Annotated in this window: 22 protein-coding genes; 11 read left to right on the top strand and 11 right to left on the bottom strand. The window is 67.7% G+C overall.

All coding sequences use genetic code 11. From position 1 onward, the window contains the following. Positions 1-17: 17 nt before the first annotated feature. The gene (locus ACFYWI_RS13735) at positions 18-494 is read left to right on the top strand and encodes a MarR family winged helix-turn-helix transcriptional regulator (protein ID WP_389230272.1); all 477 of its coding nucleotides are present in this window, start codon (positions 18-20) and stop codon (positions 492-494) included. A gap of 10 nt (positions 495-504) precedes the next feature. After that, entirely contained in the window at positions 505-957 is a 453-nt protein-coding gene (locus ACFYWI_RS13740) for a GNAT family N-acetyltransferase (protein ID WP_389230275.1), read from the top strand. A 43-nt stretch (positions 958-1000) separates the two neighbouring features. Here ACFYWI_RS13740 and ACFYWI_RS13745 read toward each other — a convergent pair whose 3' ends face one another. The 4 genes from ACFYWI_RS13745 to ACFYWI_RS13760 all read right to left on the bottom strand — a co-directional run bounded on the left by ACFYWI_RS13745 (position 1001) and on the right by ACFYWI_RS13760 (position 4918). Then, a complete protein-coding gene (locus tag ACFYWI_RS13745; protein ID WP_389230278.1) occupies positions 1001-2389 on the bottom strand; it encodes a serine hydrolase domain-containing protein in 1389 nt (462 codons plus the stop codon). Between the two features lie 85 nt (positions 2390-2474). Next, a complete protein-coding gene (locus ACFYWI_RS13750) occupies positions 2475-3266 on the bottom strand; it encodes an ABC transporter permease (protein WP_389230281.1) in 792 nt (263 codons plus the stop codon). Then, positions 3263-4234, bottom strand: coding sequence for an ATP-binding cassette domain-containing protein (locus tag ACFYWI_RS13755; RefSeq protein ID WP_389230284.1), 972 nt, complete (start codon positions 4232-4234; stop codon positions 3263-3265). Before ACFYWI_RS13755 ends, ACFYWI_RS13750 begins: the two co-directional genes overlap by 4 nt. A gap of 12 nt (positions 4235-4246) precedes the next feature. Then, positions 4247-4918, bottom strand: coding sequence for a DUF4097 family beta strand repeat-containing protein (locus ACFYWI_RS13760; RefSeq protein WP_389230287.1), 672 nt, complete (start codon positions 4916-4918; stop codon positions 4247-4249). A 225-nt stretch (positions 4919-5143) separates the two neighbouring features. Between ACFYWI_RS13760 and ACFYWI_RS13765 the strand changes: the two genes are divergently transcribed. Further along, complete coding sequence (locus tag ACFYWI_RS13765) at positions 5144-5899, top strand: helix-turn-helix domain-containing protein (protein WP_389230290.1); 756 nt, start codon at positions 5144-5146, stop codon at positions 5897-5899. Between the two features lie 427 nt (positions 5900-6326). On the opposite strand, the gene dnaB is transcribed toward ACFYWI_RS13765, so the two are convergent. Then, on the bottom strand, positions 6327-7808 hold the full coding sequence (dnaB, locus tag ACFYWI_RS13770; RefSeq protein ID WP_389230293.1) for a replicative DNA helicase: 1482 nt from the start codon (positions 7806-7808) through the stop codon (positions 6327-6329). 424 nt (positions 7809-8232) lie between these two features. On the opposite strand from dnaB, the gene ACFYWI_RS13775 reads away from it, so the two are divergent. After that, the gene (locus ACFYWI_RS13775; RefSeq protein ID WP_389230296.1) at positions 8233-9570 is read left to right on the top strand and encodes an MATE family efflux transporter; all 1338 of its coding nucleotides are present in this window, start codon (positions 8233-8235) and stop codon (positions 9568-9570) included. A gap of 94 nt (positions 9571-9664) precedes the next feature. Here the strand turns inward: ACFYWI_RS13775 and rplI are convergent, their stop codons facing one another. The 4 genes from rplI to rpsF form a co-directional block, all read right to left on the bottom strand. After that, positions 9665-10111 (bottom strand): 50S ribosomal protein L9, encoded by a 447-nt coding sequence (gene rplI / locus ACFYWI_RS13780; protein ID WP_389230299.1) that lies wholly within the window; start codon positions 10109-10111, stop codon positions 9665-9667. An 18-nt stretch (positions 10112-10129) separates the two neighbouring features. Next, positions 10130-10366: a 30S ribosomal protein S18 gene (gene rpsR, locus ACFYWI_RS13785; protein ID WP_003956534.1), complete on the bottom strand. Its 237-nt coding sequence runs from the start codon at positions 10364-10366 to the stop codon at positions 10130-10132. A 43-nt stretch (positions 10367-10409) separates the two neighbouring features. Continuing rightward, a complete protein-coding gene (locus ACFYWI_RS13790) occupies positions 10410-11009 on the bottom strand; it encodes a single-stranded DNA-binding protein (protein ID WP_389230302.1) in 600 nt (199 codons plus the stop codon). A gap of 73 nt (positions 11010-11082) precedes the next feature. Further along, positions 11083-11373 (bottom strand): 30S ribosomal protein S6, encoded by a 291-nt coding sequence (gene rpsF / locus ACFYWI_RS13795; RefSeq protein WP_004950685.1) that lies wholly within the window; start codon positions 11371-11373, stop codon positions 11083-11085. 271 nt (positions 11374-11644) lie between these two features. On the opposite strand from rpsF, the gene ACFYWI_RS13800 reads away from it, so the two are divergent. The 3 genes from ACFYWI_RS13800 (at position 11645) to ACFYWI_RS13810 (ending at position 14372) form a co-directional block, all read left to right on the top strand. Further along, entirely contained in the window at positions 11645-11959 is a 315-nt protein-coding gene (locus ACFYWI_RS13800; protein WP_389230305.1) for a hypothetical protein, read from the top strand. Between the two features lie 168 nt (positions 11960-12127). Beyond that, positions 12128-13246, top strand: a complete 1119-nt coding sequence (locus tag ACFYWI_RS13805) for a lipid II:glycine glycyltransferase FemX (RefSeq protein WP_389230308.1) — start codon at positions 12128-12130, stop codon at positions 13244-13246. A 94-nt stretch (positions 13247-13340) separates the two neighbouring features. Further along, positions 13341-14372 (top strand): alanine racemase, encoded by a 1032-nt coding sequence (locus ACFYWI_RS13810; RefSeq protein WP_389230311.1) that lies wholly within the window; start codon positions 13341-13343, stop codon positions 14370-14372. An 89-nt stretch (positions 14373-14461) separates the two neighbouring features. Here ACFYWI_RS13810 and ACFYWI_RS13815 read toward each other — a convergent pair whose 3' ends face one another. Further along, positions 14462-16000, bottom strand: a complete 1539-nt coding sequence (locus ACFYWI_RS13815; RefSeq protein WP_389230314.1) for a glycosyltransferase family 87 protein — start codon at positions 15998-16000, stop codon at positions 14462-14464. Positions 16001-16117: 117 nt separating this feature from the next. Beyond that, positions 16118-18832 carry a transglycosylase domain-containing protein gene (locus ACFYWI_RS13820; protein WP_389230316.1) on the bottom strand — a complete coding sequence of 905 codons (2715 nt, stop codon included), beginning with the start codon at positions 18830-18832 and terminating at the stop codon, positions 16118-16120. A gap of 371 nt (positions 18833-19203) precedes the next feature. Here ACFYWI_RS13820 and ACFYWI_RS13825 point away from each other — a divergent pair, with 371 nt between their 5' ends. The 4 genes from ACFYWI_RS13825 (at position 19204) to ACFYWI_RS13840 (ending at position 22999) form a co-directional block, all read left to right on the top strand. Beyond that, complete coding sequence (locus ACFYWI_RS13825) at positions 19204-19920, top strand: helix-turn-helix transcriptional regulator (protein ID WP_389230319.1); 717 nt, start codon at positions 19204-19206, stop codon at positions 19918-19920. A 59-nt stretch (positions 19921-19979) separates the two neighbouring features. Further along, a complete protein-coding gene (locus ACFYWI_RS13830) occupies positions 19980-21062 on the top strand; it encodes an inositol-3-phosphate synthase (protein ID WP_389230322.1) in 1083 nt (360 codons plus the stop codon). A gap of 77 nt (positions 21063-21139) precedes the next feature. Continuing rightward, positions 21140-22408 carry an MFS transporter gene (locus ACFYWI_RS13835; RefSeq protein ID WP_389230325.1) on the top strand — a complete coding sequence of 423 codons (1269 nt, stop codon included), beginning with the start codon at positions 21140-21142 and terminating at the stop codon, positions 22406-22408. A 48-nt stretch (positions 22409-22456) separates the two neighbouring features. After that, on the top strand, positions 22457-22999 hold the full coding sequence (locus ACFYWI_RS13840; RefSeq protein WP_389230328.1) for a hypothetical protein: 543 nt from the start codon (positions 22457-22459) through the stop codon (positions 22997-22999). Positions 23000-23097 lie beyond the last annotated feature (98 nt).

Consider the following 23097-nt stretch of genomic DNA (forward strand, 5'->3'; position numbering starts at 1 on the left):
ACGAGGAGGAGACACAGATGACAGCGACCGACCCAGGCCTCACCGCCCTGTCCCAGGGCTGGTGCGCCCTCTCGCTGCTGCACGGGAAGATCGAGGCCCACATCGAGCGAGCCCTCGAGACCGGGCACGGCCTGAGCGCCCGTGAGTACTCACTCCTCGATGTCCTCAGCCGCCAGCACGAGGGCGAAGGCGGCCACCTGCAGATGAAGCAGGTCGCCGATGCCGTGGTCCTGAGCCAGAGCGCCACCACGCGACTCGTCACCCGACTCGAGGACCGTGGCCTGCTGTCCCGCTACCTGTGCCCCACCGACCGCCGCGGCATCTACACCGACGTCAGCGAAGCGGGCCTTCAGCTCCTCGCCGAAGCCCGTCCCACCAACGACACCGCCCTGCGCGAGGCCCTCGACGAAGCGGCCAAGAACCCTGAGCTCGCCCCGCTGGTGAGGGCCGTCGAACAGCTCCGGGCCCCCGGCCGGCCGACGGACACTGCGTAGTCTGCGGATCATGAACGATCCGCAGATACGCGCCGCCGTACGCGAAGACCTCCCGGCGATCGTGACAATGCTCGCCGACGACCCGCTCGGCGCCCAGCGGGAGTCGCCGGACAACCTCTCCCCGTACACCGCCGCCTTCGAGCGCATGGCCGGTGACCCGAACCAGCATCAGACTGTCGCGGTGCGCGGAGGACGGGTCGTCGGCGTCCTTCAGCTCACGATCATTCCCGGGTTGTCCCGCCGCGGCTCCACGCGCTCGATCATCGAGGGCGTACGTGTCCACGCCGACGAACGCGGCAGCGGCCTTGGCACCCTGCTCATCGAATGGGCCATCGATGAATCACGCCGCCAAGGCTGCCAACTGGTGCAGCTCACGTCGGACGTCACCCGTACCGACGCCCACCGCTTCTACGAACGGCTCGGGTTCGAGGCCTCCCACATCGGCTTCAAGTTGAGCATCTGAAGCACCCCGTCACATGTCGGTTTCACGTGAAACATCGTCCGGCTCATACGCTCAGTCCGCGCCAGCCGTCCTTGTCCACACCGCCGGGAACCGCGTCACCCGGCTCGTAGGGCTCACGCGTGAAGGCGAACGACCCCAGGTCCAGATGGCTCACCGAGCCGTCCTCGCGACGCACCACACGCAGCGTCTCCCCCGCGTAGTAGCCATCGAGACCGGCCCACGTCTCCGTCTGCCCCGGGGCCGCGACGAAACGCGACTTCCGGCCCCCTCCTTGCAGCGGTTCCAGCTCGAGGCCGCCATCAGCGACCAGGCGCAGGCCGTAGGCATACGTACCCCAGTACCAGGGACCGGTCAGCTCCAGCAACGCCTGGCCGACCTCCGGCAAGGGACGCCAAGGCTCGGGGATACGCGGTTCGGCTTCCGCCACGATCCCCACGAGGTCGCCTGCGACCACCCCGGTCGGTGGCCCAGAGGTGACGTTGGCGAGCGCCACCGCCCCGACGCCGTCCTCCACACTCACCCACAGCCCTGCCAAGAAGCCCGGCAACGAACCACCGTGCCCGATCAGGGTGCGCCCGCCCCTCCGCACGATCTGCAGGCCGAGGCCGTACAGGTTCTCCCAGTCCTCGATCTCGGGCGGCACGGAGGGAGTACGCATCTCGCGCACGGACGCGGCGCTCAGGACACGATCGTCGCCTTCGGCGAGGAAGGCGGCGAAACGACAGAGATCCGCGGCGGTGGACCAGAGCTGCCCGGCCGGAGCCATCAGACCGAGGTCCTCGGACGGCTCGGGCAGCATCACATCCGCCCACGGGTGCACCGCCCAACCGCCCGCATGCGGCATCCGGGGCTGCACACTCGTTCGTTTCAGCGCCAGGGGCTCCAGAACCTCGCGGCGCAGCACCTCCTCCCACGACACGCCACGCACTGTCCCGACCAGCGCACCCAGCAGGGTGTAGCCGGGGTTGGAGTAGTGGTGTCGCCGGCCGGGCGGGTGCAACCGCGTCTGCTCACCCAGCACATCGGCAAGCTCGGGTCGCACCGACCCCGGGGTCCTCTCCCACCATGGGGCGGGGGACTCGGCGCTCAAACCCGCGCTGTGGCCCAGAAGCTGAGCGATGGTCACCTCACCCACGCCCGTGCCGGGCAGATGCTTCTCCAAGGGCTCGTTCAGATCGAGCAGCCCCTCGTCGCGCAGCCGCATCACCAGAACTGCCGTGAACGTCTTGGTGATGGAGCCGATGCGGTACTGGGTGTCGGCGTCAGGCGCATGCCCGTCGACCGAGCTTCGCGACCCGGTCCACACCAGGTGCCCATCGCGCTGCACGGCGGCAACGAGCGAGGGTGCGCGTCCCTCGGTCTGCGCGACGGCGATGCGATGCAGAAGGGCTCGCCGGGTACCGGGAAGCAGTTCTTCCAAGGATGACGTCATGGGGGCAGGTGTACCGGTGCCGACCCGCCGCGTCGACCGCATTACGCGGCGCGCGGAACACAAGTGCGGGAGGCGGCCCGCGCTGTCATCGCGGTTGCTTCGGGTCGCGGTTGAACTTCGAGGTCGACCAGAAGTAGCCGAGCACCGCGAGACCCAGGCACCAGGCGACGGCGAGCCACCCGTGGTGGCCGATCTCGCTGCCGAGCAGCAGGCCCCGCAGGGTTTCGATGGCGGGCGTGAACGGCTGGTACTCGGCGATCGGCTGGAACCAGCCGGGCATGGAGTCGACCGGGGTGAAGGCGCTGGAGAGGAGCGGCAGCAGGATCAGCGGCATCGCGTTGTTGCTGGCGGCCTCGGCGTTCGGGCTGATCAGGCCCATGCCGACCGCGATCCAGGTGAGCGCCATGGCGAAGAGCACGAGCAGCCCGAACGCCGCCAGCCACTCCAGGGCGGTTGCGTCCGTGGACCGGAAGCCGATGGCCACGGCGACAGCGCCCACGAGGACCACGCTCGTGATCGACTGCAGCACGCTGCCGACGACGTGCCCGACGAGCACCGAAGGCCGGTGGATCGCCATCGTGCGGAAGCGGGCGATGATGCCCTCGGTCATGTCGTTGGAGACGGACACCGCGGTTCCGACCACGGTGCTGCCGATGGTCATCAGCAGCAAGCCCGGGACGACATACGCGATGTATGCGGAGCGGTCCGGACCGCCGCTGATGCCCGAGCTCATCGTGTCGCCGAAGATGTAGACGAAGAGCAACAGCAACATGATCGGGGTGAGCAGCAGGTTCAGGGTGAGGGACGGATAGCGCCGCGCGTGCAGGAGGTTGCGGCGCAGCATCGTGGACGAGTCGCGTAGGGAGAGGGAGCTCATCGGACAGCCTCCTTGGGCTGGCTGGGCAGGCCGGGCTGCGGGTCGGTGCCGGTCAGGGCGAAGAACACGTCGTCGAGGTCGGGGGTGTGCACGGTCAGCTCGTCCGCCTCGATGCCGGTGGAGTCCAGCCAGTCGAGGATGGAGCGCAGCTCGCGCTGACTGCCGTCGCTGGGGATCTGCAGCGCCAGTGCCTCGTCGTCCCGGGTGACCTCGCGCAGGGCGAGGGCGGCGCTCTGGTACGCGGCCGGGTCGGCGAAGCGCAGCCGCACGTGTCCGCCGGGGATCAGCCGCTTCAGCTCCTCGGCGGTGCCCTGGGCGGCGATCTTGCCGTCGTTGAGCACGGCGATGCGGTCGGCGAGTTCGTCGGCCTCCTCCAGGTACTGGGTGGTGAGGAAGACGGTGACGCCGTCGGAGACCAGCTCGCGGATGATCTGCCACATGTTGTGCCGGGAGCGCGGGTCGAGGCCGGTAGTCGGCTCGTCGAGGAAGATGATCCGCGGGTTGCCGACCAGCGTCATGGCGATGTCCAGGCGGCGCTTCATGCCGCCCGAGTAGGTGGAGGCGGGCTTCTTCGCCTCCTCGACCAGGTCGAAGCGCTCCAGCAGCTCGGCGGCGGTGCGCCGCCCCTCGCTGCGGGAGAGGTGGTGCAGGTCCGCCATGAGGAGCATGTTCTCCTCGCCGGTGATCAGCCCGTCGACGGCGGAGAACTGGCCGGTGACGCCGATCGCGGCACGCACCGCCTGGGGGTCGGTGGCCAGGTTGTGGCCACCGATATGGATGTCGCCGGTGCCCGGGTCGGCAGAGATGAGGGTGGAGAGGATCTTCACGGCGGTGGTCTTGCCGGCGCCGTTCGGGCCGAGCAGGGAGAAGATCGTTCCTTCGGGGACGACCAGGTCGACGCCGTCGAGCACGACCTTGTCGCCGTAGGACTTGCGCAGCCCGTTCGCCGCGATGGCCAGGTTGGTCATGATGGGTGCTCCTCAGAGGCTGCGGGTGGTGATGTCGCCATAGGCGGTGGACGCGTGGATGTTCAGGCCGGCGGCGGCGCCGTCAGTGTTCTTGAGCGCGTTGTGGATCCGGCCGTACGTGGTGCCGGCGTCCAGGGAGGCAGATACTCCGCGGGCGGCGCCGACCGACACGTCGCCGGACTCGGTGCGCAGCACGACCGTGCCGCGCACCGCCTCGGCGATGTGGACGTCGCCCTTTTGGGTGCTGATCTCCGCGGGGCCGCCCAGGCGGCCGACCGAGACGTCGCCGGCGAGGAGGGTGAGGCGGGCGCTCGCGGCCTCGTCGAGCTTGACCGAGCCATGCGCGCCCTCGAAGGCGACGTCGCCGAGCCGTCCGACGCCCCGGCATTCGGCGCTGGCCGTCTTCGCCTCGATGCTGGAGCCGGAGGGCAGCTGGATGGTCACCTCGATGGATCCGGAGCTGCCGAGGATCCGGTTCTTCGCCGGTGAGGCCTCGATCCGCAGGACGCCATCGCCGTATTCGACCGTGGTCTGCTCCGCCGCCTTCACGTCGCGGCCCTTCGAGGCGTCCGCGGGCAGGACCTCGACCGTGGTGTCGGCCCGGTCGGCGGCGATGAACCGGATGCGTCCCGCGGGGATGTCGAGGACGGCGGAGACCGGGGCGGGGGTGTCGAACTTCTGCATCGTGCTCTCCTTCGTACGTCGTTTCTGATGCTAGAAACGCTACGTTGCATTCAAAGATCTGACAACACAGTCGTTGCGCATGATCACTATCCTGGCTGTTCAGAGCAGGTAAGTCGTTGCAATGGATTTGATTCTAATGCAACAATCGTTACCCTGTTCGTTGCAATGAATTAAGAGTGAACGCTATACTGGAGGCCCATCAAGGAAGCACGGAGGGAGATCGCGATGCCAGGAGGCAGGCTCACCCAGCAGGAACGCCAGCAGATCGCGCTGGGGCTGGCCGACGGGCTCGCCTACGCGGAGATCGCCAGACGCCTCGACCGCCCCACCTCGACGATCACGCGTGAGGTGATGCGGAACGGCGGCCCCACCGCCTACCGCTCCGACCTGGCCCACCGCGCCACCGAACGCCGCGCCCACCGGCGCAGGCCGGCCTCGCCCCGAGGGCAGGGGGCGCCGGTGCAGGGCCACGGGCGCGACGACGAGGCCGTGCGCGAGTACGAGGAGGCGTTCACCACCCTCCTGATGCAACAGGGCCTGCCCAAGATGACGGCTCGGGTGCTGACCTCCCTCTTTATCGCCGACGCGGGCAGCCTCACCGCGTCCGAACTCGTCCAGCACCTCCAGGTCAGCCCGGCGTCCGTTTCCAAGGCGATCGCGTTCCTCGAAGATCAGGGCCTCATCCGCCGGGAACGCGACGAACGCCGCCGCGAGCGCTACTTCGTCGACGACGACGTCTGGTACCAGTCGACGATCGCCAGCGCCCGCGGCATCGCCCAGGTCGCCGAGACCGCACGGCAGGGCGTCGGCATCCTCGGCAGCGACACCCCGGCCGCCGCCCGCCTGGAGAACATCGCCCGCTTCAGCGACTTCATCAGCGAAAGCATCCTCCGCGCCGCGGAGCAGGTCCGCGAGGTCCTCTACACGAAACCCGAAACGACCTCAGGCGGCACTGCCGAGCCAAGTTCAGATCGCGGATAGACAACCGTCTTGATGGCCACAGCCAGTGGTGCCCGCGCCGGATCCTTCAGTCAGAGCCGACCCCATCGCTCGCCCGCCAGGCGGCCTCGTTCATGCGGGGGCGCTGAGGTCGGCATGTCCTTCAGCGCAGCTTCGTGGCTGATCGGGTGGCGGCATCCGCCGGAGTACGGGGGTGGGGCACGGCCACGGCCGGCCCCAGGTCGAGCCGGGTGTCCATGTCCAGACGGAAGGCGCCGTGGGGGTTCACGTTCGACAGACCGGCGACGTCATGCGGTGCCGCTGCTGCTGGGGGCGCCGACTCGGGATCAGCACTAGTACGGGCGAACGATCAGACGGGAGTTCGTCTCACTGCCTTGTCCCTTGGGCCAGAAAAAGGCCATCGTCAAAGAGAAAGGGACATCGGAAAGGCGAGCCTACAGCTGAGGAATCAGGTCTGCGCCATGTCCACAAAGCGCGAATAGTGCCCCTGGAAGGCCACCGTGATCGTCGCCGTCGGACCGTTACGGTGCTTGGCCACGATCAGATCTGCCTCGCCCGCGCGCGGCGACTCCTTCTCGTACGCGTCCTCGCGGTGCAACAGGATGACCATGTCCGCATCCTGCTCGATCGACCCCGACTCACGCAGGTCGGAGACCATCGGCTTCTTGTCCGTACGCTGCTCCGGGCCACGGTTCAGCTGGGAGAGCGCGATCACCGGAAGTTCGAGCTCCTTGGCGAGCAGCTTCAGGTTCCGGGACATGTCCGAGACCTCTTGCTGACGGCTCTCGGCCCGCTTGGAGCCGCCGGACTGCATCAGCTGCAGATAGTCGATGACCACGAGCTTCAGATCGTTGCGCTGCTTGAGCCGGCGGCACTTCGCCCGGATCTCCATCATCGAGAGGTTCGGTGAGTCATCGATGTAGAGCGGGGCCTGCGACACATCCGGCATGCGGCGCGCGAGACGCGTCCAGTCCTCGTCCGTCATCGTCCCGGACCGCATGTGATGCAACGCCACCCGCGCCTCTGCGGACAGCAGGCGCATCGCGATCTCGTTACGGCCCATCTCGAGGGAGAAGATCACGCTGGGAAGGTTGTTCTTGATCGAGGCGGCCCGCGCGAAGTCCAGTGCCAGCGTCGACTTACCCATGGCGGGACGGGCCGCGATCACGATCATCTGACCCGGGTGCAGCCCGTTCGTCAGCGAGTCGAAGTCCGTGAACCCGGTCGGCACACCGGTCATCTCACCGCTGCGCGAGCCGATGGCCTCGATCTCGTCGAGCGCGCCTTCCATGATGTCGCCGAGCGGCAGGTAGTCCTCGCTGGTGCGCTGTTCGGTGACGGCATAGATCTCGGCCTGCGCGGAGTTGACGATCTCGTCGACGTCTCCGTCGGCTGCGTACCCCATCTGCGTGATCTTGGTGCCGGCCTCCACCAGCCTGCGCAGGACCGCGCGCTCATGAACGATCTCCGCGTAGTACGACGCGTTGGCCGCGGTCGGCACCGACTGGACCAGCGTGTGCAGATACGGAGCTCCGCCCACCCTGGTGATCTCGCCACGCTTGACCAGCTCCGCGGCGACCGTGATGGGGTCGGCGGGCTCACCCTTGGCATACAGGTCAAGAATTGCCTGGAAGACCGTCTCGTGGGCGGGCCGGTAGAAGTCGTGGCCCTTGATGATCTCCACGACGTCGGCGATCGCGTCCTTGGAGAGCAGCATGCCGCCGAGCACCGACTGCTCGGCGTCCAGGTCCTGAGGAGGTACGCGCTCGAAGCCGGACGACCCTCCGTCCCAGCCCCCGCTCTCACTGCCCCGGTCGTGCTGGTCGTCGCGTCCACGGCCTTCGTCGCGGCGGCGGCGGGACGCGGGCAGACGGTCGCTGGGGCTGGTTTCGGCCGCCCACGGGTCGTCCAAGGGCTCGGAAATGCTCACCCCGCCCACCTCCTCCCGTCCGTTCCACGGACCTCGCGGTGCCACTCTTTCTACGGCACAGCACTGACATACCAGGCCGCCGAACCCCGCTTCCGGCGAGTCGGGCGACGGTCCACGGTAGGCCCGGCGGCACCTTCAGCCAATCTGGTTATCCACAGGCCATGTGGACGACGGACCAGATGCTGTGGAGAACCCTCCGGAACCTGTGCACGGACCGGGGGACAGCACTGTGGACAAATTCATAGCCGCCCTCACCTAACGCCTCTGACCTGGCACTTTTCCATCCACCGGCTGTGGGGGAGAAAAACTTTCCCGACTGGGCCAAGATCAGAACAAACGGCACGCGGAAGAGCGCACCACCCCCGCATCCGTAAGGACTGCAAGGCGATTGCATCTCTTACCTGTGGAAGATTAGATTGATGCCATGACACAGGCCCCCGCGGCATCGAAGGCCCGTCGACGGCAGCATGACCGAGAGATCATCTCGCTCGCTGTCCCGGCCTTCGGCGCACTCGTCGCAGAGCCGCTCTTCGTGATCGTCGACAGTGCCATCGTCGGCCATCTCGGCACCCCCCAGCTGGCGGGGCTCGGCATCGCCGCCGCGCTGCTGACGACGGCCGTGAGCATCTTCGTCTTTCTCGCCTACGCCACCACGGCCGCCGTTGCGCGACGCGTCGGCGCGGGCGATCTCCCGTCAGCCATCCGGCAGGGCATGGACGGGATCTGGCTGGCCCTTGTCCTCGGCGTCGCCGTCATCGCGGTCACGCTCCCGGGGGCCCCGTGGCTGGTCGACCTCTTCGGCGCTTCCGACACTGCGGCTCCCCATGCCATCACCTATCTGCGCATCTCCGGCTTCGGCATTCCTGCGATGCTGATCGTGCTCGCCGCCACCGGTGTGCTGCGCGGACTGCAGGACACGAAGACCCCCCTGTATGTCGCGATCGGCGGATTCGCGGCCAACGCAGGACTCAATGCCGCCCTGGTCTACGGTGCCGGCCTCGGTATCGCGGGCTCCGCCTGGGGCACTGTGATCGCCCAGTGCGGTATGGCGGCCGCCTATCTGGTCGTCGTGGTGCGCGGGGCGCGCAGGCACCATGCGTCGCTGCGACCGGACGCAGCCGGGATACGGGCCAGCGCCCAGGCAGGTCTGCCGCTGCTGGTCCGTACCCTCTCGCTGCGGGCGGTGCTGCTGATTGCCACGGCTGTCGCCGCCCGCCTCGGCGACACGGATATCGCCGCGCATCAGGTGGTGCTCGCCCTCTGGAGCCTGCTGGCCTTCGCGCTCGATGCCATTGCCATTGCCGGCCAGGCGATCATCGGTCGCTATCTCGGTGCGGGTGATGCAGAGGGCGCTCGGCAGGCATGCCGGCGCATGGTCGAGTGGGGGGTGGCCTCGGGTGTGGTGCTCGGGGTCCTGGTGGTACTGGCGCGCCCCCTCTTCATCCCCCTGTTCACCGGCGACCAGGCAGTGCAGGACACGCTGCTTCCCGTCCTGCTGGTTGTCGCCGTGTCCCAGCCGATCGCCGGCGTGGTCTTCGTCCTGGACGGTGTACTTATGGGCGCGGGCGACGGGCCGTATCTGGCCTGGGCGATGCTGCTGACGCTGGCGGTGTTCGCACCGGTCGCCCTGTTGATACCCAGCCTCGGCGGTGGGCTGGCAGCCCTGTGGTGGGCCATGACGCTGATGATGGCCGTGCGGATGCTGACGCTCTGGTGGCGCGCCCGTTCCGGCCGGTGGATCGTCACGGGCGCGACGCGCTGACCGCCGTTTCACGTGAAACACAGCGTGCGACGGCGAAGGGCCGCATCCCAGAGGATGCGGCCCTTCCTATGCTCTGCAGAGCTGATCGCTGCGCTTACGCGGCGACGACCTCGACACCGAGCTGTGCGGCAACCTCGGGGTGCAGACGCACGGACACCTGGTGCGAGCCCAGGGTCTTGATCGGCGAACCGAGCTCGACGCGACGCTTGTCGACCTCCGGACCACCGGCGGCCTTGATCGCCGAGGCGATGTCGGCCGGGGTGACGGAGCCGAAGAGGCGGCCGGCGTCGCCGGAGCGAACGGCCAGGCGCACCTTGACGGCCTCGAGCTGGCCCTTGATGGAGTTGGCCTGCTCGATGGTGGCGATCTCGTGGATCTTGCGGGCGCGGCGGATCTGCGCCACGTCCTTCTCGCCGCCCTTGGTCCAGCGGATCGCGAAACCGCGCGGGATCAGGTAGTTGCGAGCGTAGCCGTCCTTGACGTCCACGACGTCGCCGGCGGCACCGAGGCCAGAGACCTCGTGGGTGAGGATGATCTTCATGTTTCGGTCACCCTTCCCTTATCGCGCGGTGGACGTGTAGGGCAGCAGCGCCATCTCACGGCTGTTCTTGACGGCCGTGGCGACGTCACGCTGATGCTGCGTGCAGTTGCCGGTAACGCGGCGGGCACGGATCTTGCCGCGGTCGGAAATGAACTTCCGCAGCATGTTCGTGTCCTTGTAGTCCACGTATACGGTCTTGTCCTTGCAGAACGCGCAGACCTTCTTCTTAGGCTTGCGCACAGGCGGCTTCGCCATGGTGTATCTCCTGTGTGATCAAGAAGTGGGGTACGAGCTGCCCTTAGAAGGGCGGCTCGTCCGAGTAGCCGCCGCCGGAACCGCCGGAGCTGCCGGAGCTGCCGCCCCAGCTGCCCCCACCCTGCTGGCCCTGCTGGCCGCCGCCGGCCGGCGCGCTGGTGGCCCAGGGGTCGTCGGCGGGTGCACCGCCGCTGCCCTGCTGCTGACCACCGCCGGGGCCGCCGCCCCAGTTGCCGCCGCCCTGCTGGCCGCCGCCGTAGCCGCCCTGGCCACCGCGACCGGTGGTCTTGGTGACCTTGGCCGTGGCGTTCTTGAGACTGGGGCCGACTTCCTCGACGTCCAGCTCGTAGACCGTGCGCTTGACGCCCTCGCGGTCCTCGTACGACCGCTGCTTCAGGCGGCCCTGCACGACGACGCGCATGCCGCGCTGGAGCGACTCGGCGACGTTCTCCGCCGCCTGACGCCAGACCGAGCAGGTGAGGAAGAGGCTTTCGCCGTCCTTCCACTCATTGGTCTGACGGTCGAAGGTGCGGGGAGTGGACGCGACACGGAACTTCGCGACCGCCGCACCGGACGGGGTGAAGCGCAGCTCGGGGTCGTCGACAAGATTGCCGACGACCGTGATGACGGTCTCGCCTGCCATGGGTGAACCTCTCGGCGGGATTGCTTCTGGCTGCTTGCTGCTACTCGAACCCGATGACCTCTGAGCTAGATGCTCAGTGGGTCTCGGGACGGAGGACCTTGGTCCGGAGGACCGACTCGTTCAGGTTCATCTGGCGGTCGAGCTCCTTGACGACCGCAGGCTCGGCCTGCAGGTCGATGACCGAGTAGATGCCCTCGGGCTTCTTCTTGATCTCGTAAGCGAGACGACGACGGCCCCAGGTGTCGACCTTCTCAACCTTTCCGTTGCCCTCACGGACGACGGAGAGGAAGTTCTCGATCAGCGGGGAGACAGCGCGCTCCTCGAGATCGGGGTCGAGGATGACCATCACCTCGTAGTGACGCATGTAAAACCCACCTCCTTTGGACTCAGCGGCCACGGTCGTTCCGTGGCAGGAGGGTCGTGATGCGTGAGCAACGGTATCCGCCCCCACTGACAATCCCCTCTCGTCGAGCTGGGACTGTGTTCTGGCCTGGGCAGACACCGGTGCAGACCGTACAGAGTACCCGCACACCCGCTTCCGGTTGAAATCCGGTGCCCGACGGACGCAATCTGTACACATCGGGTGGGCGCACCACTACGATGCGCCGCCTTCCGGCAAGGCCAGGAGGTGCCTCATGGCACAGGCAACGCGACCCCATCCCTCCGTTTCCCTGCTCGCCACGGATCACAAGCCTCATCCCCTCCAGGACACCCTGCTCGCCGCGACGCTGGTGCTCGGTGCTCTGGCCTTCGTCTCGGCGATGTTCCACAACCTGCATCTGCTGAGCTCGTGGGCCGGGCTGATCGGAATCCTGACGGGCGCGTACGGGCAGTTCATCTCGGAGACGACCCGTGAGCGCTTCGCGCTGATCATCGGCCTGGGTGCCTCGGCGGTGGGGTTCTACCTGGGCATGGCGAACGGCGGGCTCTTCGGAGGAGTTCTCGGGTAGCGGGTTCCTCGGCAGGTGGGTTGCCGGGCCGGGAAGGGCACGAGCGGACACGGCCGAACGACGCTCTTGCGTACAGCCATCCGGAGTTCTTCCCCCGCCCAGTAGGCTTCGGCGCGAGAGCCGGAGCCCCTGTACCCATGGGGACACACCTGCCGAGGAGCGCCCCGCATGAGCCTGACCCTGAGGACCATCAGCCGTGAGCAGCATCTGGCCTATATCCAGAGCCTGCCCGCGGCCAGTCACTGCCAGGTCCCGGCGTGGGCGGACGTGAAGACGGAATGGCGCTCGGAGAACCTGGGCTGGTTCGACAAGAACGATCAGCTGGTGGGTGCCGGCCTGGTCCTGTACCGGCAGCTCCCCAAGATCAAGCGGTACCTCGCGTATCTGCCCGAGGGGCCGGTGATCAACTGGTACGCCCCGAACCTGGACGACTGGCTGCAGCCGATGCTGGCGCATCTGAAGAACCAGGGTGCCTTCTCCGTGAAGATGGGCCCGCCGGTGGTCATCCGGCGCTGGGACGCGCCGGCGATCAAGGCCGGTATCCAGGACCCCGACGTGAAGCGCCTGCGAGACGTGGAGGCAACCCACGTCGAGCCCCGCGCGTTCGAAGTGGCCGACCGGCTGCGGAAGATGGGCTGGCAGCAGGGCGAGGACGGCGGCGCCGGCTTCGGTGATGTGCAGCCTCGCTACGTCTATCAGGTGCCCCTGGCGAACCGGTCCCTCGACGACGTCCTCAAGGGCTTCAACCAGCTGTGGCGACGCAACATCAAGAAGGCCGAGAAGGCCGGTGTCGAGGTCGTCCAGGGCGGTTACGAGGATCTGGCCGAGTGGCAGCGGCTGTACGAGATCACGGCCGAACGGGACCGCTTCCGGCCGCGCCCGCTGTCGTACTTCCAGCGCATGTGGACGGTGCTGAACAGCGAGGACCCGAATCGCATGCGCCTGTATTTCGCGCGCCACGACGGGGTGAACCTCTCGGCGGCGACGATGCTGGTCGTCGGGGGCCATGTCTGGTACTCGTACGGCGCCTCGGACAACATCGGGCGCGAGGTCCGGCCCTCGAACGCGATGCAGTGGCGGATGCTGCGCGACGCGTACGCCATGGGCGCCACGGTCTACGACCTGCGGGGCATCAGCGACTCCCTGGACGAGACGGACCACCTGTTCGGTCTGATCCAGTTCAAGGTCGGCACCGGCGGCGAGGCCGTCGAGTACGTGGGTGAGTGGGACTTCCCGCTCAACAAGCTGCTCCACAAGGCGCTCGACATCTACATGTCGCGTCGCTGACGGCACCGCGGACGGCTCCGTTACCGCGGGCGACTCCGTAATCTCGTGCATATCTCTGATACACCGCAGCCACCAGAAAGGTTCCGGGCCGGCCATGGCGCTCTCCCTCTACGTAGACACCGCACGCTGGCGGGCGCACCAGAAGTCGGTGATCGACCAGTTCCCCGGACTCGTACCCGTCTGCAAGGGCAACGGCTACGGCTTCGGTCATGAGCGGCTCGCGGACGAGGCGGCGCGCTTCGGTTCCGACATGCTCGCCGTGGGCACGACGTACGAAGCGGCGCGGATCAAGGACTGGTTCGGCGGCGACCTGCTGGTGCTGACACCGTTCCGGCGCGGCGAGGAGCCGGTGCCGCTGCCTGACCGGGTGATTCGGTCGGTGTCCTCCGTCGACGGTGTCCACGCCCTGGTGGGGGCACGCGTCGTCATCGAGTGCATGAGCTCGATGAAGCGGCACGGCATCACCGAGCAGGAGCTGGGCCAGCTGCACGCGGCCATCGAGGACGTACGGCTGGAGGGCTTCGCGCTGCACCTGCCGCTGGACCGCACGGACGGCTCGGACGCGGTCGAGGAGATCATCGGCTGGATGGACCGGCTGCGTGTGGCGAGGCTGCCGCTGCACACGATGTTCGTCAGCCATCTGCGTGCCGAGGAACAGGCGCGGCTCCAGCAGCAGTTCCCGCAGACCCGGTTCCGGGCACGTATCGGCACCCGGCTGTGGCTGGGCGACCACGAGTCCACCGAGTACCGCGGTTCGGTTCTCGATGTCACACGGGTCACCAAGGGCGACCGTTTCGGCTACCGCCAGCAGAAGGCGGCCTCCGACGGGTGGCTCGTGGTGGTGGCCGGCGGTACGTCGCACGGCGTCGGCCTCGAGGCGCCGAAGGCGATGCACGGTGTGATGCCGCGGGCCAAGGGTGTGGCGCGTGCGGGTCTGGCGACGGTCAACCGCAATCTGTCGCCGTTCGTGTGGGCGGGCAAGCAGCGCTGGTTCGCCGAGCCGCCGCACATGCAGGTGTCGATCCTGTTCGTTCCTGCCGATGCGCAGGAGCCGAGGGTCGGTGACGAGCTGGTCGCTCATCTGCGTCATACGACGACGCAGTTCGACCGGCTCGTGGACCGTTAGGGCGGATCAGGCGGCGTGGGCGGCCCCGCGCCGCCCCACACTGTGACGGGCTCGGGACGGGGCTGCCAGGGCCGTCGGGGCCAGGGGGCCTAGGACGACGGCCGGGGATCGCTCCCCGGGCCGCTGTGAGGCCGGGTGCCCCATTCGACGAGCGGGCCTTCCACGGCGTGCGCCGCGTGCCGCGGCGGATGGGCCGCGGGACCCACGACGAACACGTCGGGGGCCCCGTCGAGCACGCCGCCCGAAGGGTCGTCCGAGCCGTCGCGGCGCACCTCGTCGCGCTCCGGCATGAGGATGTCGCGCACGATCACGGCGCACAGGTACAGGGTGCCCAGCAGATGCAGGGCGATGGCGACCTGGTAGCCCTCGGGCGGCAGTCCCTGGTGCTTGGGGCTGGTGGTGTAGGCGAGGTACGTCCAGATGCCCAGGAAGTACATGACCTCGCACGCCTGCCAGATCAGGAAGTCACGCCAGCGGGGCCGGGCGAGGGCGGCGAGCGGAATCAGCCACAGTACGTACTGCGGTGAGTAGACCTTGTTGGTGAGGATGAAGGCGGCGACCAGCAGGAAGGCGAGCTGGGCGAAGCGAGGACGGCGCGGTGCGCAGAGGGTCAGCACGCCGACGCCGACAAGGGCCAGGAGCACCAACAGCGAGGCGTAGGTGTTGACCGATTCCACCTCGATCGGCTCGCCGGTGCGCTGCGTGATGATCAGCCAGAACGAGCCGAAGTCGATCTGCCGTTCCTCGCTGAAGCTGTAGAACTTCTTCCAGCCCTCCGGCGCGAGCAGCATGACCGGCAGGTTCACGATCAGCCAGGCGCCGGCGGCCCCGAGCGCCGCGGTGAAGAATTCCCGCCATTTCCCGGCGCGCCAGCAGAGCACCAGCAGCACCGCGAGAAGCAGGCCGGGATAGAACTTGGCGGCTGTGGCGAGCCCGATGAGGATGCCGAAAGCGAGGACTCTGCCGCGGGACCACATCAGCATCGCCGCGGCGGTGAGCGCCACGGCGAACAGGTCCCAGTTGATGGTGGCGGTGAGCGCGAAGGCCGGCGCCAGGGCAACGAGCAGTGCGTCCCAGGGACGGTTGCGGTGGGTGCGGGCCACGCACACGGCGATGATCACGGCGCAGAGCATCAGCATGCCCGCGTTGACCATCCAGTACATCTGTTCCTGCTGCTGGATGTCGCCCTCGGCGAGGCCCAGCCAGGACGGCACCTGAGTGATCCACGCGGCGACCTGCATGAACAGCCCCGTCAGGACCGGGTACTCGAGGAACTCCATGTCGCCGGGCAGCCGGTCGAAGTACGGGATGCGGCCTTCCGAGAAGCCGCGCCCCAGGTAGAGATGCGGGATGTCGGAGTAGCAGGCGTGCGTGTACTGGGAGCTGGTCCCCCGGAACCAGGCCCAGTTGTAGCAGGGCCACTTCTGCATCATGCCGAGCGCGAACATGCCAATGGTCACGAGGGCGATGACCCGCACCGGCGTGAACCGGCCGCTGCCGCCGCGCAGGGCCCAGCGGCCGGCCGGGCCGCCGATCAGTTCACTGCCGGCCGCGGCGATCCGGTCGCGCCGTGTGGGGCGTACGTCGGCACGGTCCTCGTACACGCTCGTCTCTTCTGCGCTGGGCATGCTGCACATCCTGCCGTACGGGACGGGGGCTACGGCGAGGGCCGCCGCTCCCGGTGGGCACAGGTGCTGTGCGTTCCGGGAGCGACGGCCCTCGTGGTGGTACCGGGGCGGCTGCGGCTAACCGTCCGAGCCTCCGATGAAGGCGCCGCCGTCCTTGCCCCCGTTGCCACCACCATTGCCGTTCGTGCCCGGCGATGGGGTAGGACTGGGCGTCGGCCCGCCGGTGACACCGCCCTGATCATTTCCGGTGCTGGTGCCGCCATCGGTGCAGGTCCAGTCCGCCCACGGGTCGCACGACTCCGTCGGCCGGCCGGGAGTGATGGACGGCGTCGGGGACGGCGTCTCCGACGGGGTGTCCGACGGGCTCGGGGACGGGGTGTCGCTCGGCGTCGGCGACGGGCTGACCGCACCGCCGCCCCAGACGGCCTCACCAATGGGCTCGGGCTCGTCGAACTCGAGGAACTTCGCGCCCTCGAGCGCGTCCGACATGTAGTCCTGCCAGATCTCGGACGGGAACGACGCACCGTGGATCTTGTCCTGCCCGCCGGTGCCGTACATCTCCTCGAACTCGCGCGGCTTGCCGCTCTTCTCGTTGTCGTCGAGGCGGTACATGTCGATGGCGGTCGACAGCTGCGGTGTGTAGCCGACGAACCACGCCGACTTGTTGCCGTCGGTGGTACCGGTCTTGCCGGCGACCTGGCGCCCGGGAAGACGGGCGTTGCGGCCGGTTCCCTCGGGGTCGTCGACGACGTCCTGGAGCACGTCCGTCACATTGGTCGCGACGGCCTTGGAGAAGGCTCGCTCAGCGTCGTTTGTGTGTTCGTAGATCTTCTCGTCATGACCGTTCTCGACCCACTCGACCGAGTACGGGTCGCGCTGCTCGCCGTTGGCCGCGAAGGTCGCGTACGCGCCGGCCATGCGGATGGCGCTGGGCGAGGAGATACCGATCGAGAACGACGGGACGTTCGACCCGGACAGACTGGCCTCGAGCAGTCCGGCATCCATGGCCGCCTGCCTGACCGTGGGAATACCGATGTCCATGCCGAGCTGCACGAACGGCGAGTTGGCGGAGTGGATCATGGCTTCGCGCAGATCGATGTTGCCGTACGACTCATCGCCGTCGTTGCGCTGCAGCCACTCCTCTCCCTTCTCGTTGCGCCAGATGGAACCGTCATAGTTCTTGATCTTGAGCTTGTTCTTGCCGCTGTAGCGGCTCTGGTCCGGGTCGACGAGGGTCCGGGCGTCAAGCCCCTGATCCGGGCCGAATTCGGGGTTGCGCACACCGTCGCGCATCGCGGCGGCGAGGACGAACGGCTTGAACGTCGAGCCGACCTGGGCACCGGTCGTGTCGGCATTGTTGGTGAAGTGCTTCGTCGCGTCCGTTCCGCCGTAGATCGCCACGATCTTGCCGGTCTCCGGCTCGACGGAGGCACCGCCGAACTGGACGTGGGTGTCCTTCGTCGGCCGCTTCTTGGGGTCGATGTTCTCTTTCCGGACCTTCTGGACGGCCCTCTCGAGGTCCCGGACCTTCTTCTTGTTGAAGGTCGTCTGGATCCTGTAGCCGCCCTGGGAAAGCTTCTCCGGGGTGATCTGCCCATCGCTGTTGTTGACGACGTAGGCCTTGGCCAGGTCCACGAGGTAGCCGACCTGACCGCCCAGCTGTGCGCCCTTACGAGGCGGTGCGGGCATGGGGAACTTCGTGAACTTGCTCCGGTCGGTGGCCGTCAGGTGGTTGTCCTTGACCATCTCGTCGAGGATCCACTTCCAGCGCTTCTCGGCCCGTTCCCTGTTGGCCTCCGCGGTCGCCTTGGTGTCGATCTCCCGGGCGCCGTGCGGGTCGTAGTACGTCGCGCCCTTGAGCAGCGAGGCGAGGACGGCGCACTCACTGGCGTTGAGCTTCTCGGCGTCCTTCTTGTAGTACGTGCGGGCGGCGGCCTGGATGCCGTACGCGCCGCGGCCGTAGTACGACGTGTTGAGATAGCCCTCCATGATGTCCGGCTTGTCCATCTCGGTACCGACCTTGATGGAGACGAACAGCTCCTCGAACTTACGGCTCAGAGTCTGGTCCTGGTTGTCCAGCCGAGCGTTCTTGACGTACTGCTGGGTGATGGTCGAGCCACCCTGGGTCTGCTGGCCCCGGGCCATGTTGAACAGGGCGCGGGTGATACCCATCGGGTCGATGCCGGAGTCGTCCCTGAACGTCTTGTTCTCCGCCGAGATGACGGCGTTCTGCATCGCCACCGGAATCTTCCCGATGGGAATGATCTGCCGGTTGATCTCACCCCCGGTGGCGGCCATCTGCGAGCCGTCGTCCCAGAGGTAGACGTTGTTCTGCGCCTTGGCGGTCTTGGCCTGGTCCGGGATACCGACCATGGCGTACGCGATCGTCGCGGCCGTCATCAGGCTGCCGAGGAAGCCGAGGCAGAGCCCGGTGACCAGCTTCCAGGACGGCACCCAGCGGCGCCATCCGTACTTGTTGTGGCGTGGGTAGTCGATCAGGCGCTTCCTGCCGGGGCTGCCGCCCCGGGCGCGGCCGGGACCCTCATGACCCCCGCCTCCACCACCGCCGCGCCGGCCACCGCCGGCCCGCCCTCCATGGCCGGCGCCTGCCGTCTCCTCCACGCGTCGGCGACTGCCGCCGCGCTGTGCGGCACGGCGGGCCTCGGCGCGGCCGCCGTAGGTGGGCTCGTCGCCGTAGGCGGCGGAAGGGGAGGCTGATGCGGCGCCCCGCGGCGGGGCTGCGCGGCGCCCCGAAGGCTGCTGGGCGGCGCGTCTGGCCGCGGCGCGCCCGCCATCCTGGGGCTGCGGCGGTTTGCGACGGTGCTCGCTCATCGAACGACTACTCCTCGGGCAGGCGAGACGCCTGGAAGCGGCAGTTGAGTTCCGGTCCCCCCGAAATGGATACGGACGAACTTGGTGAAGAGCTCATCCGCGGTGCATCCACGGCGATGACGCGTGGCGACGTCACATGGTTCCCGGTGGTCTGCATGCCGCACAGACTACGCACGCTCAAAAACCGCCTAGGCCCGAAGTTCACCCCAAATCAGACAACTCGCCTCCGCCGAATCGGGGATGTGATGTCGCTCACTATGGCCCCACTTGTCGCACGGGGAGCGCCGCTCTATCGTGCTGATGTATCGAGTCGATACATCAGCACGACACATCAGCGCGTCACACATGACCGGCACGGCAAGGAGGAGACGATGAGCAGACGCTCCGGCATCCTCGAGTTCGCCGTGCTGGGTCTGCTCCGTGAAGCCCCCATGCACGGATACGAGCTGCGCAAACGGCTCAACACCTCGCTGGGGATCTTCCGTGCCTTCAGTTACGGGACTCTCTACCCCTGCCTCAAGACGCTGGTCGCCAACGGCTGGTTGATCGAGGAACCGGGAAGTGCTCCAGAGGACGCCCTCGCCGCATCACTCGCAGGGCGACGCGCCAAGATCGTCTACCGATTGACGGCCGAAGGTAAGGAGCACTTCGAGGAGCTGCTCTCGCACACCGGTCCCGACACCTGGGAGGACGAGCACTTCGCGGCCCGCTTCGCCTTCTTCGGGCAGACGGAGCGCGACGTGCGGATGCGGGTGCTGGAGGGCCGGCGCAGCCGGCTGGAGGAGCGTCTGGAGAAGATGCGTGCCTCCCTGGTCCGCACCCGCGAGCGCCTCGACGACTACACGCTCGAGCTGCAGCGGCACGGCATGGAGTCGGTGGAGCGCGAGGTGCGCTGGCTGAACGAGCTCATCGAGAGCGAGCGGGCGGGGCGGGAGCAGCGGGGGCCCTCCACCGGGAACACCGCTCAGCAGGACAACACATCTGGAGAGACGGGCGGCCTGCCCCGGCACATGGGTGCCGAGCCTTCCGGAGGGACACCTCCCGAAGGCCCCACCCCGCCGGATCCGTCCGACGACACCGCCAAGTGAAGCCCTGCGGTCCGCAGGGTTTCATCCGGAATACCGAGATCACACAGGGAGCAACCGGAATGGGTTCGGTTCGCGTAGCCATTGTCGGCGTGGGTAACTGCGCCGCCTCGCTGGTGCAGGGCGTCGAGTACTACAAGGACGCCGACCCGGCCGGCAAGGTGCCGGGTCTGATGCACGTTCAGTTCGGCGAGTACCACGTCCGCGACGTCGAGTTCGTCGCCGCCTTCGACGTGGATGCCAAGAAGGTCGGCCTCGACCTCTCGGACGCCATCGGCGCCAGCGAGAACAACACCATCAAGATCTGCGACGTGCCGTCCACCGGCATCACCGTGCAGCGCGGCCACACCCTGGACGGCCTGGGCAAGTACTACCGCCAGACCATCGAGGAGTCCGCCGAGGCCCCGGTCGACATCGTCCAGATCCTCAAGGACAAGCAGGTCGACGTCCTGGTCTGCTACCTGCCCGTCGGTTCCGAGGACGCTGCGAAGTACTACGCGCAGTGCGCCATCGACGCCAAGGTCGCGTTCGTCAACGCCCTGCCGGTCTTCATCGCCGGTACCAAGGAGTGGGCGGACAAGTTCACCGAGGCCGGTGTCCCGATCGTCGGCGACGACATCAAGTCGCAGGTCGGCGCCACCATCACGCACCGCGTCATGGCGAAGCTGTTCGAGGACCGGGGCGTCATCCTGGACCGCACCATGCAGCTGAACGTCGGCGGCAACATGGACTTCAAGAACATGCTCGAGCGTGAGCGCCTGGAGTCCAAGAAGATCTCGAAGACGCAGGCCGTCACCTCGCAGATCCCGGACCGTGACATGGGCGAGAAGAACGTCCACATCGGCCCGTCGGACTACGTGGCCTGGCTCGACGACCGCAAGTGGGCCTACGTGCGTCTCGAGGGCCGCGCCTTCGGTGACGTTCCGCTGAACCTGGAGTACAAGCTCGAGGTCTGGGACTCCCCGAACTCCGCCGGTGTCATCATCGACGCCGTGCGCGCCGCGAAGATCGCCAAGGACCGCGGCATCGGCGGCCCGATCCTCTCCGCGTCCTCGTACTTCATGAAATCCCCGCCGGTTCAGTACTTCGACGACGAGGCTCGTGAGAACGTCGAGAAGTTCATCAAGGGCGAGGTCGATCACTAAGCGTTCGTTCCGCACCATCGAGGAGGGACCCCGGGTAATCCGCCCGGGGGCCCTCCTCGTGTGTGACGCTTGATCGCATGCCTGTCGTACGTGATCTGCGCGTACTCCTGCGCCTGACCGACTTCCGCCGGTTGCTCGCCGTACGGCTGTTGTCCCAGTCGGCCGACGGTGTCTATCAGGTCGCGCTCGCCACGTACGTGGTCTTCTCCCCCGAGAAACAGACCTCGGCAGCGGCGATCGCCTCCGCCATGGCCGTACTGCTGCTGCCCTATTCGGTGATCGGCCCCTTCGCCGGCGTCCTGCTCGACCGCTGGCAGCGCCGCCAGGTCCTTCTCTACGGCAACCTGCTGCGCGCCCTGCTCGCTGGCTGCACGGCGCTGCTGGTCCTCGCCTCCGTACCCGACTGGCTCTTCTACGCCTCCGCGCTGTCCGTCACCGCGGTCAACCGATTCGTACTGGCGGGGCTCTCGGCGGCGCTGCCCCGGGTGGTCGACGCGGAGCGTCTGGTCATGGCCAACTCCCTCTCGCCGACAGCCGGGACGCTCGCCGCGACCGCCGGCGGCGGACTCGCCTTTGCGGTGCGCCTGGTGGCTTCGGACTCCGATTCGGCCGTCGTACTGGTCGGAGCCGCGCTCTATCTCTGCTCGGCACTCGCGTCACTGCGCATGCCACGCGAACTGCTCGGACCTGAGCCGGAATTGGTTCAGCCCCGGCTGGGCGCCGCGATCGCCTCCACCGCACGCGGACTGGTGGGCGGGCTCCGGCATCTGGCCGAGCGCCGCTCCGCGGCCCGGGTGCTTGCCGCAATGACGCTGTTGCGCTTCTGCTACGGCGCACTGACCGTGATGGTGCTCATGCTGTGCCGCTACTCCTGGTCCGACACCGAGTCGGAGGGCCTGGCGCTTCTCGGCCTCGCCGTCGCCGTCTCGGGCGCAGGGTTCTTCGCCGCGGCCGTGGTGTCCCCGTGGGCGATCGGGCGACTCGGCCGGGCCGGGTGGATGGTCACCTGTGCGGCCGCCGCCGCTGTCCTCGAACCGGCCCTGGGACTGCCGTTCGCCCCGCTGCCGATACTGATCGCGGCCTTCGTACTGGGACTCATCACGCAGAGCGCGAAGATCGCCACGGACACGGTGGTGCAGACATCCGTGGACGACGCCTTCCGGGGCCGGGTCTTCTCCCTCTACGACGTGCTGTTCAACGTCGCCTTCGTGGTCGCTGCGGCCATTGCCGCCCTGATGCTGCCGGCTGACGGCCGGTCGGTCCCTCTGGTCGTCGTGATCGCGGTGATCTACGCGGCGGTTGCAGCAACTCTCGCCCGCTGGAAGCACATTGGCCCGGTGATATAGCGTGCGCGCGTCAACTCGACACTCACTCGTCCTCAGGGGGACTCCCATATGAGCTATCCGCCACAGCCGGGACAGGGTGCCTACGGGCATCCGGATCCGTATGCACAGCAGCCGCCGCAGCCCGGCTATGGCAATCCCCAGCAGCAACCCCCTCAGCAGCCTCAGCCCGGGTACGGATACCCGACGCAACCGCAGCAGCCGTACCCGCCTCAGCAGCAGTGGGGCGCTCCACCCCCGCCCCCGGCGGCCTCCGGCGGCGGACTCGGGCTCAAGACGAAGCTCAAGATAGTCGTGGCCGTCCTGGCCGTGATCACTTTCGGTGTCTTCTGGTTCATGAGCCGCGACGACGCCGACACCGCGAAGGCCGGCGACTGCCTCAAGAACAGCGGGAACGAGGTCTCCCCAGACCTCGAGGTGGTGGAATGCGGCGACACAAAGGCCGCCTTCAAGGTGGTCTCGGTGCACTCCGACACCTCGGACACAAAGATCTGCGAGGGCAAGTCCGACGTCGGCTACTTCGAGCAGACCAGCGGAGGCCGCCGCAGCTCGGGCAAGCAGTTCGTGCTCTGCCTGGACCAGCTCACGAAGTAGGCACATGACGCGAGGGTCGATGTTTCACGTGAAACATCGACCCTCGCGTACGCCACACTCGGATCCGGGTGCGATGTTTCACGTGAAACATCGCACCG

This window comes from Streptomyces sp. NPDC002889 (assembly GCF_042888425.1).
Taxonomy (GTDB): domain Bacteria; phylum Actinomycetota; class Actinomycetes; order Streptomycetales; family Streptomycetaceae; genus Streptomyces.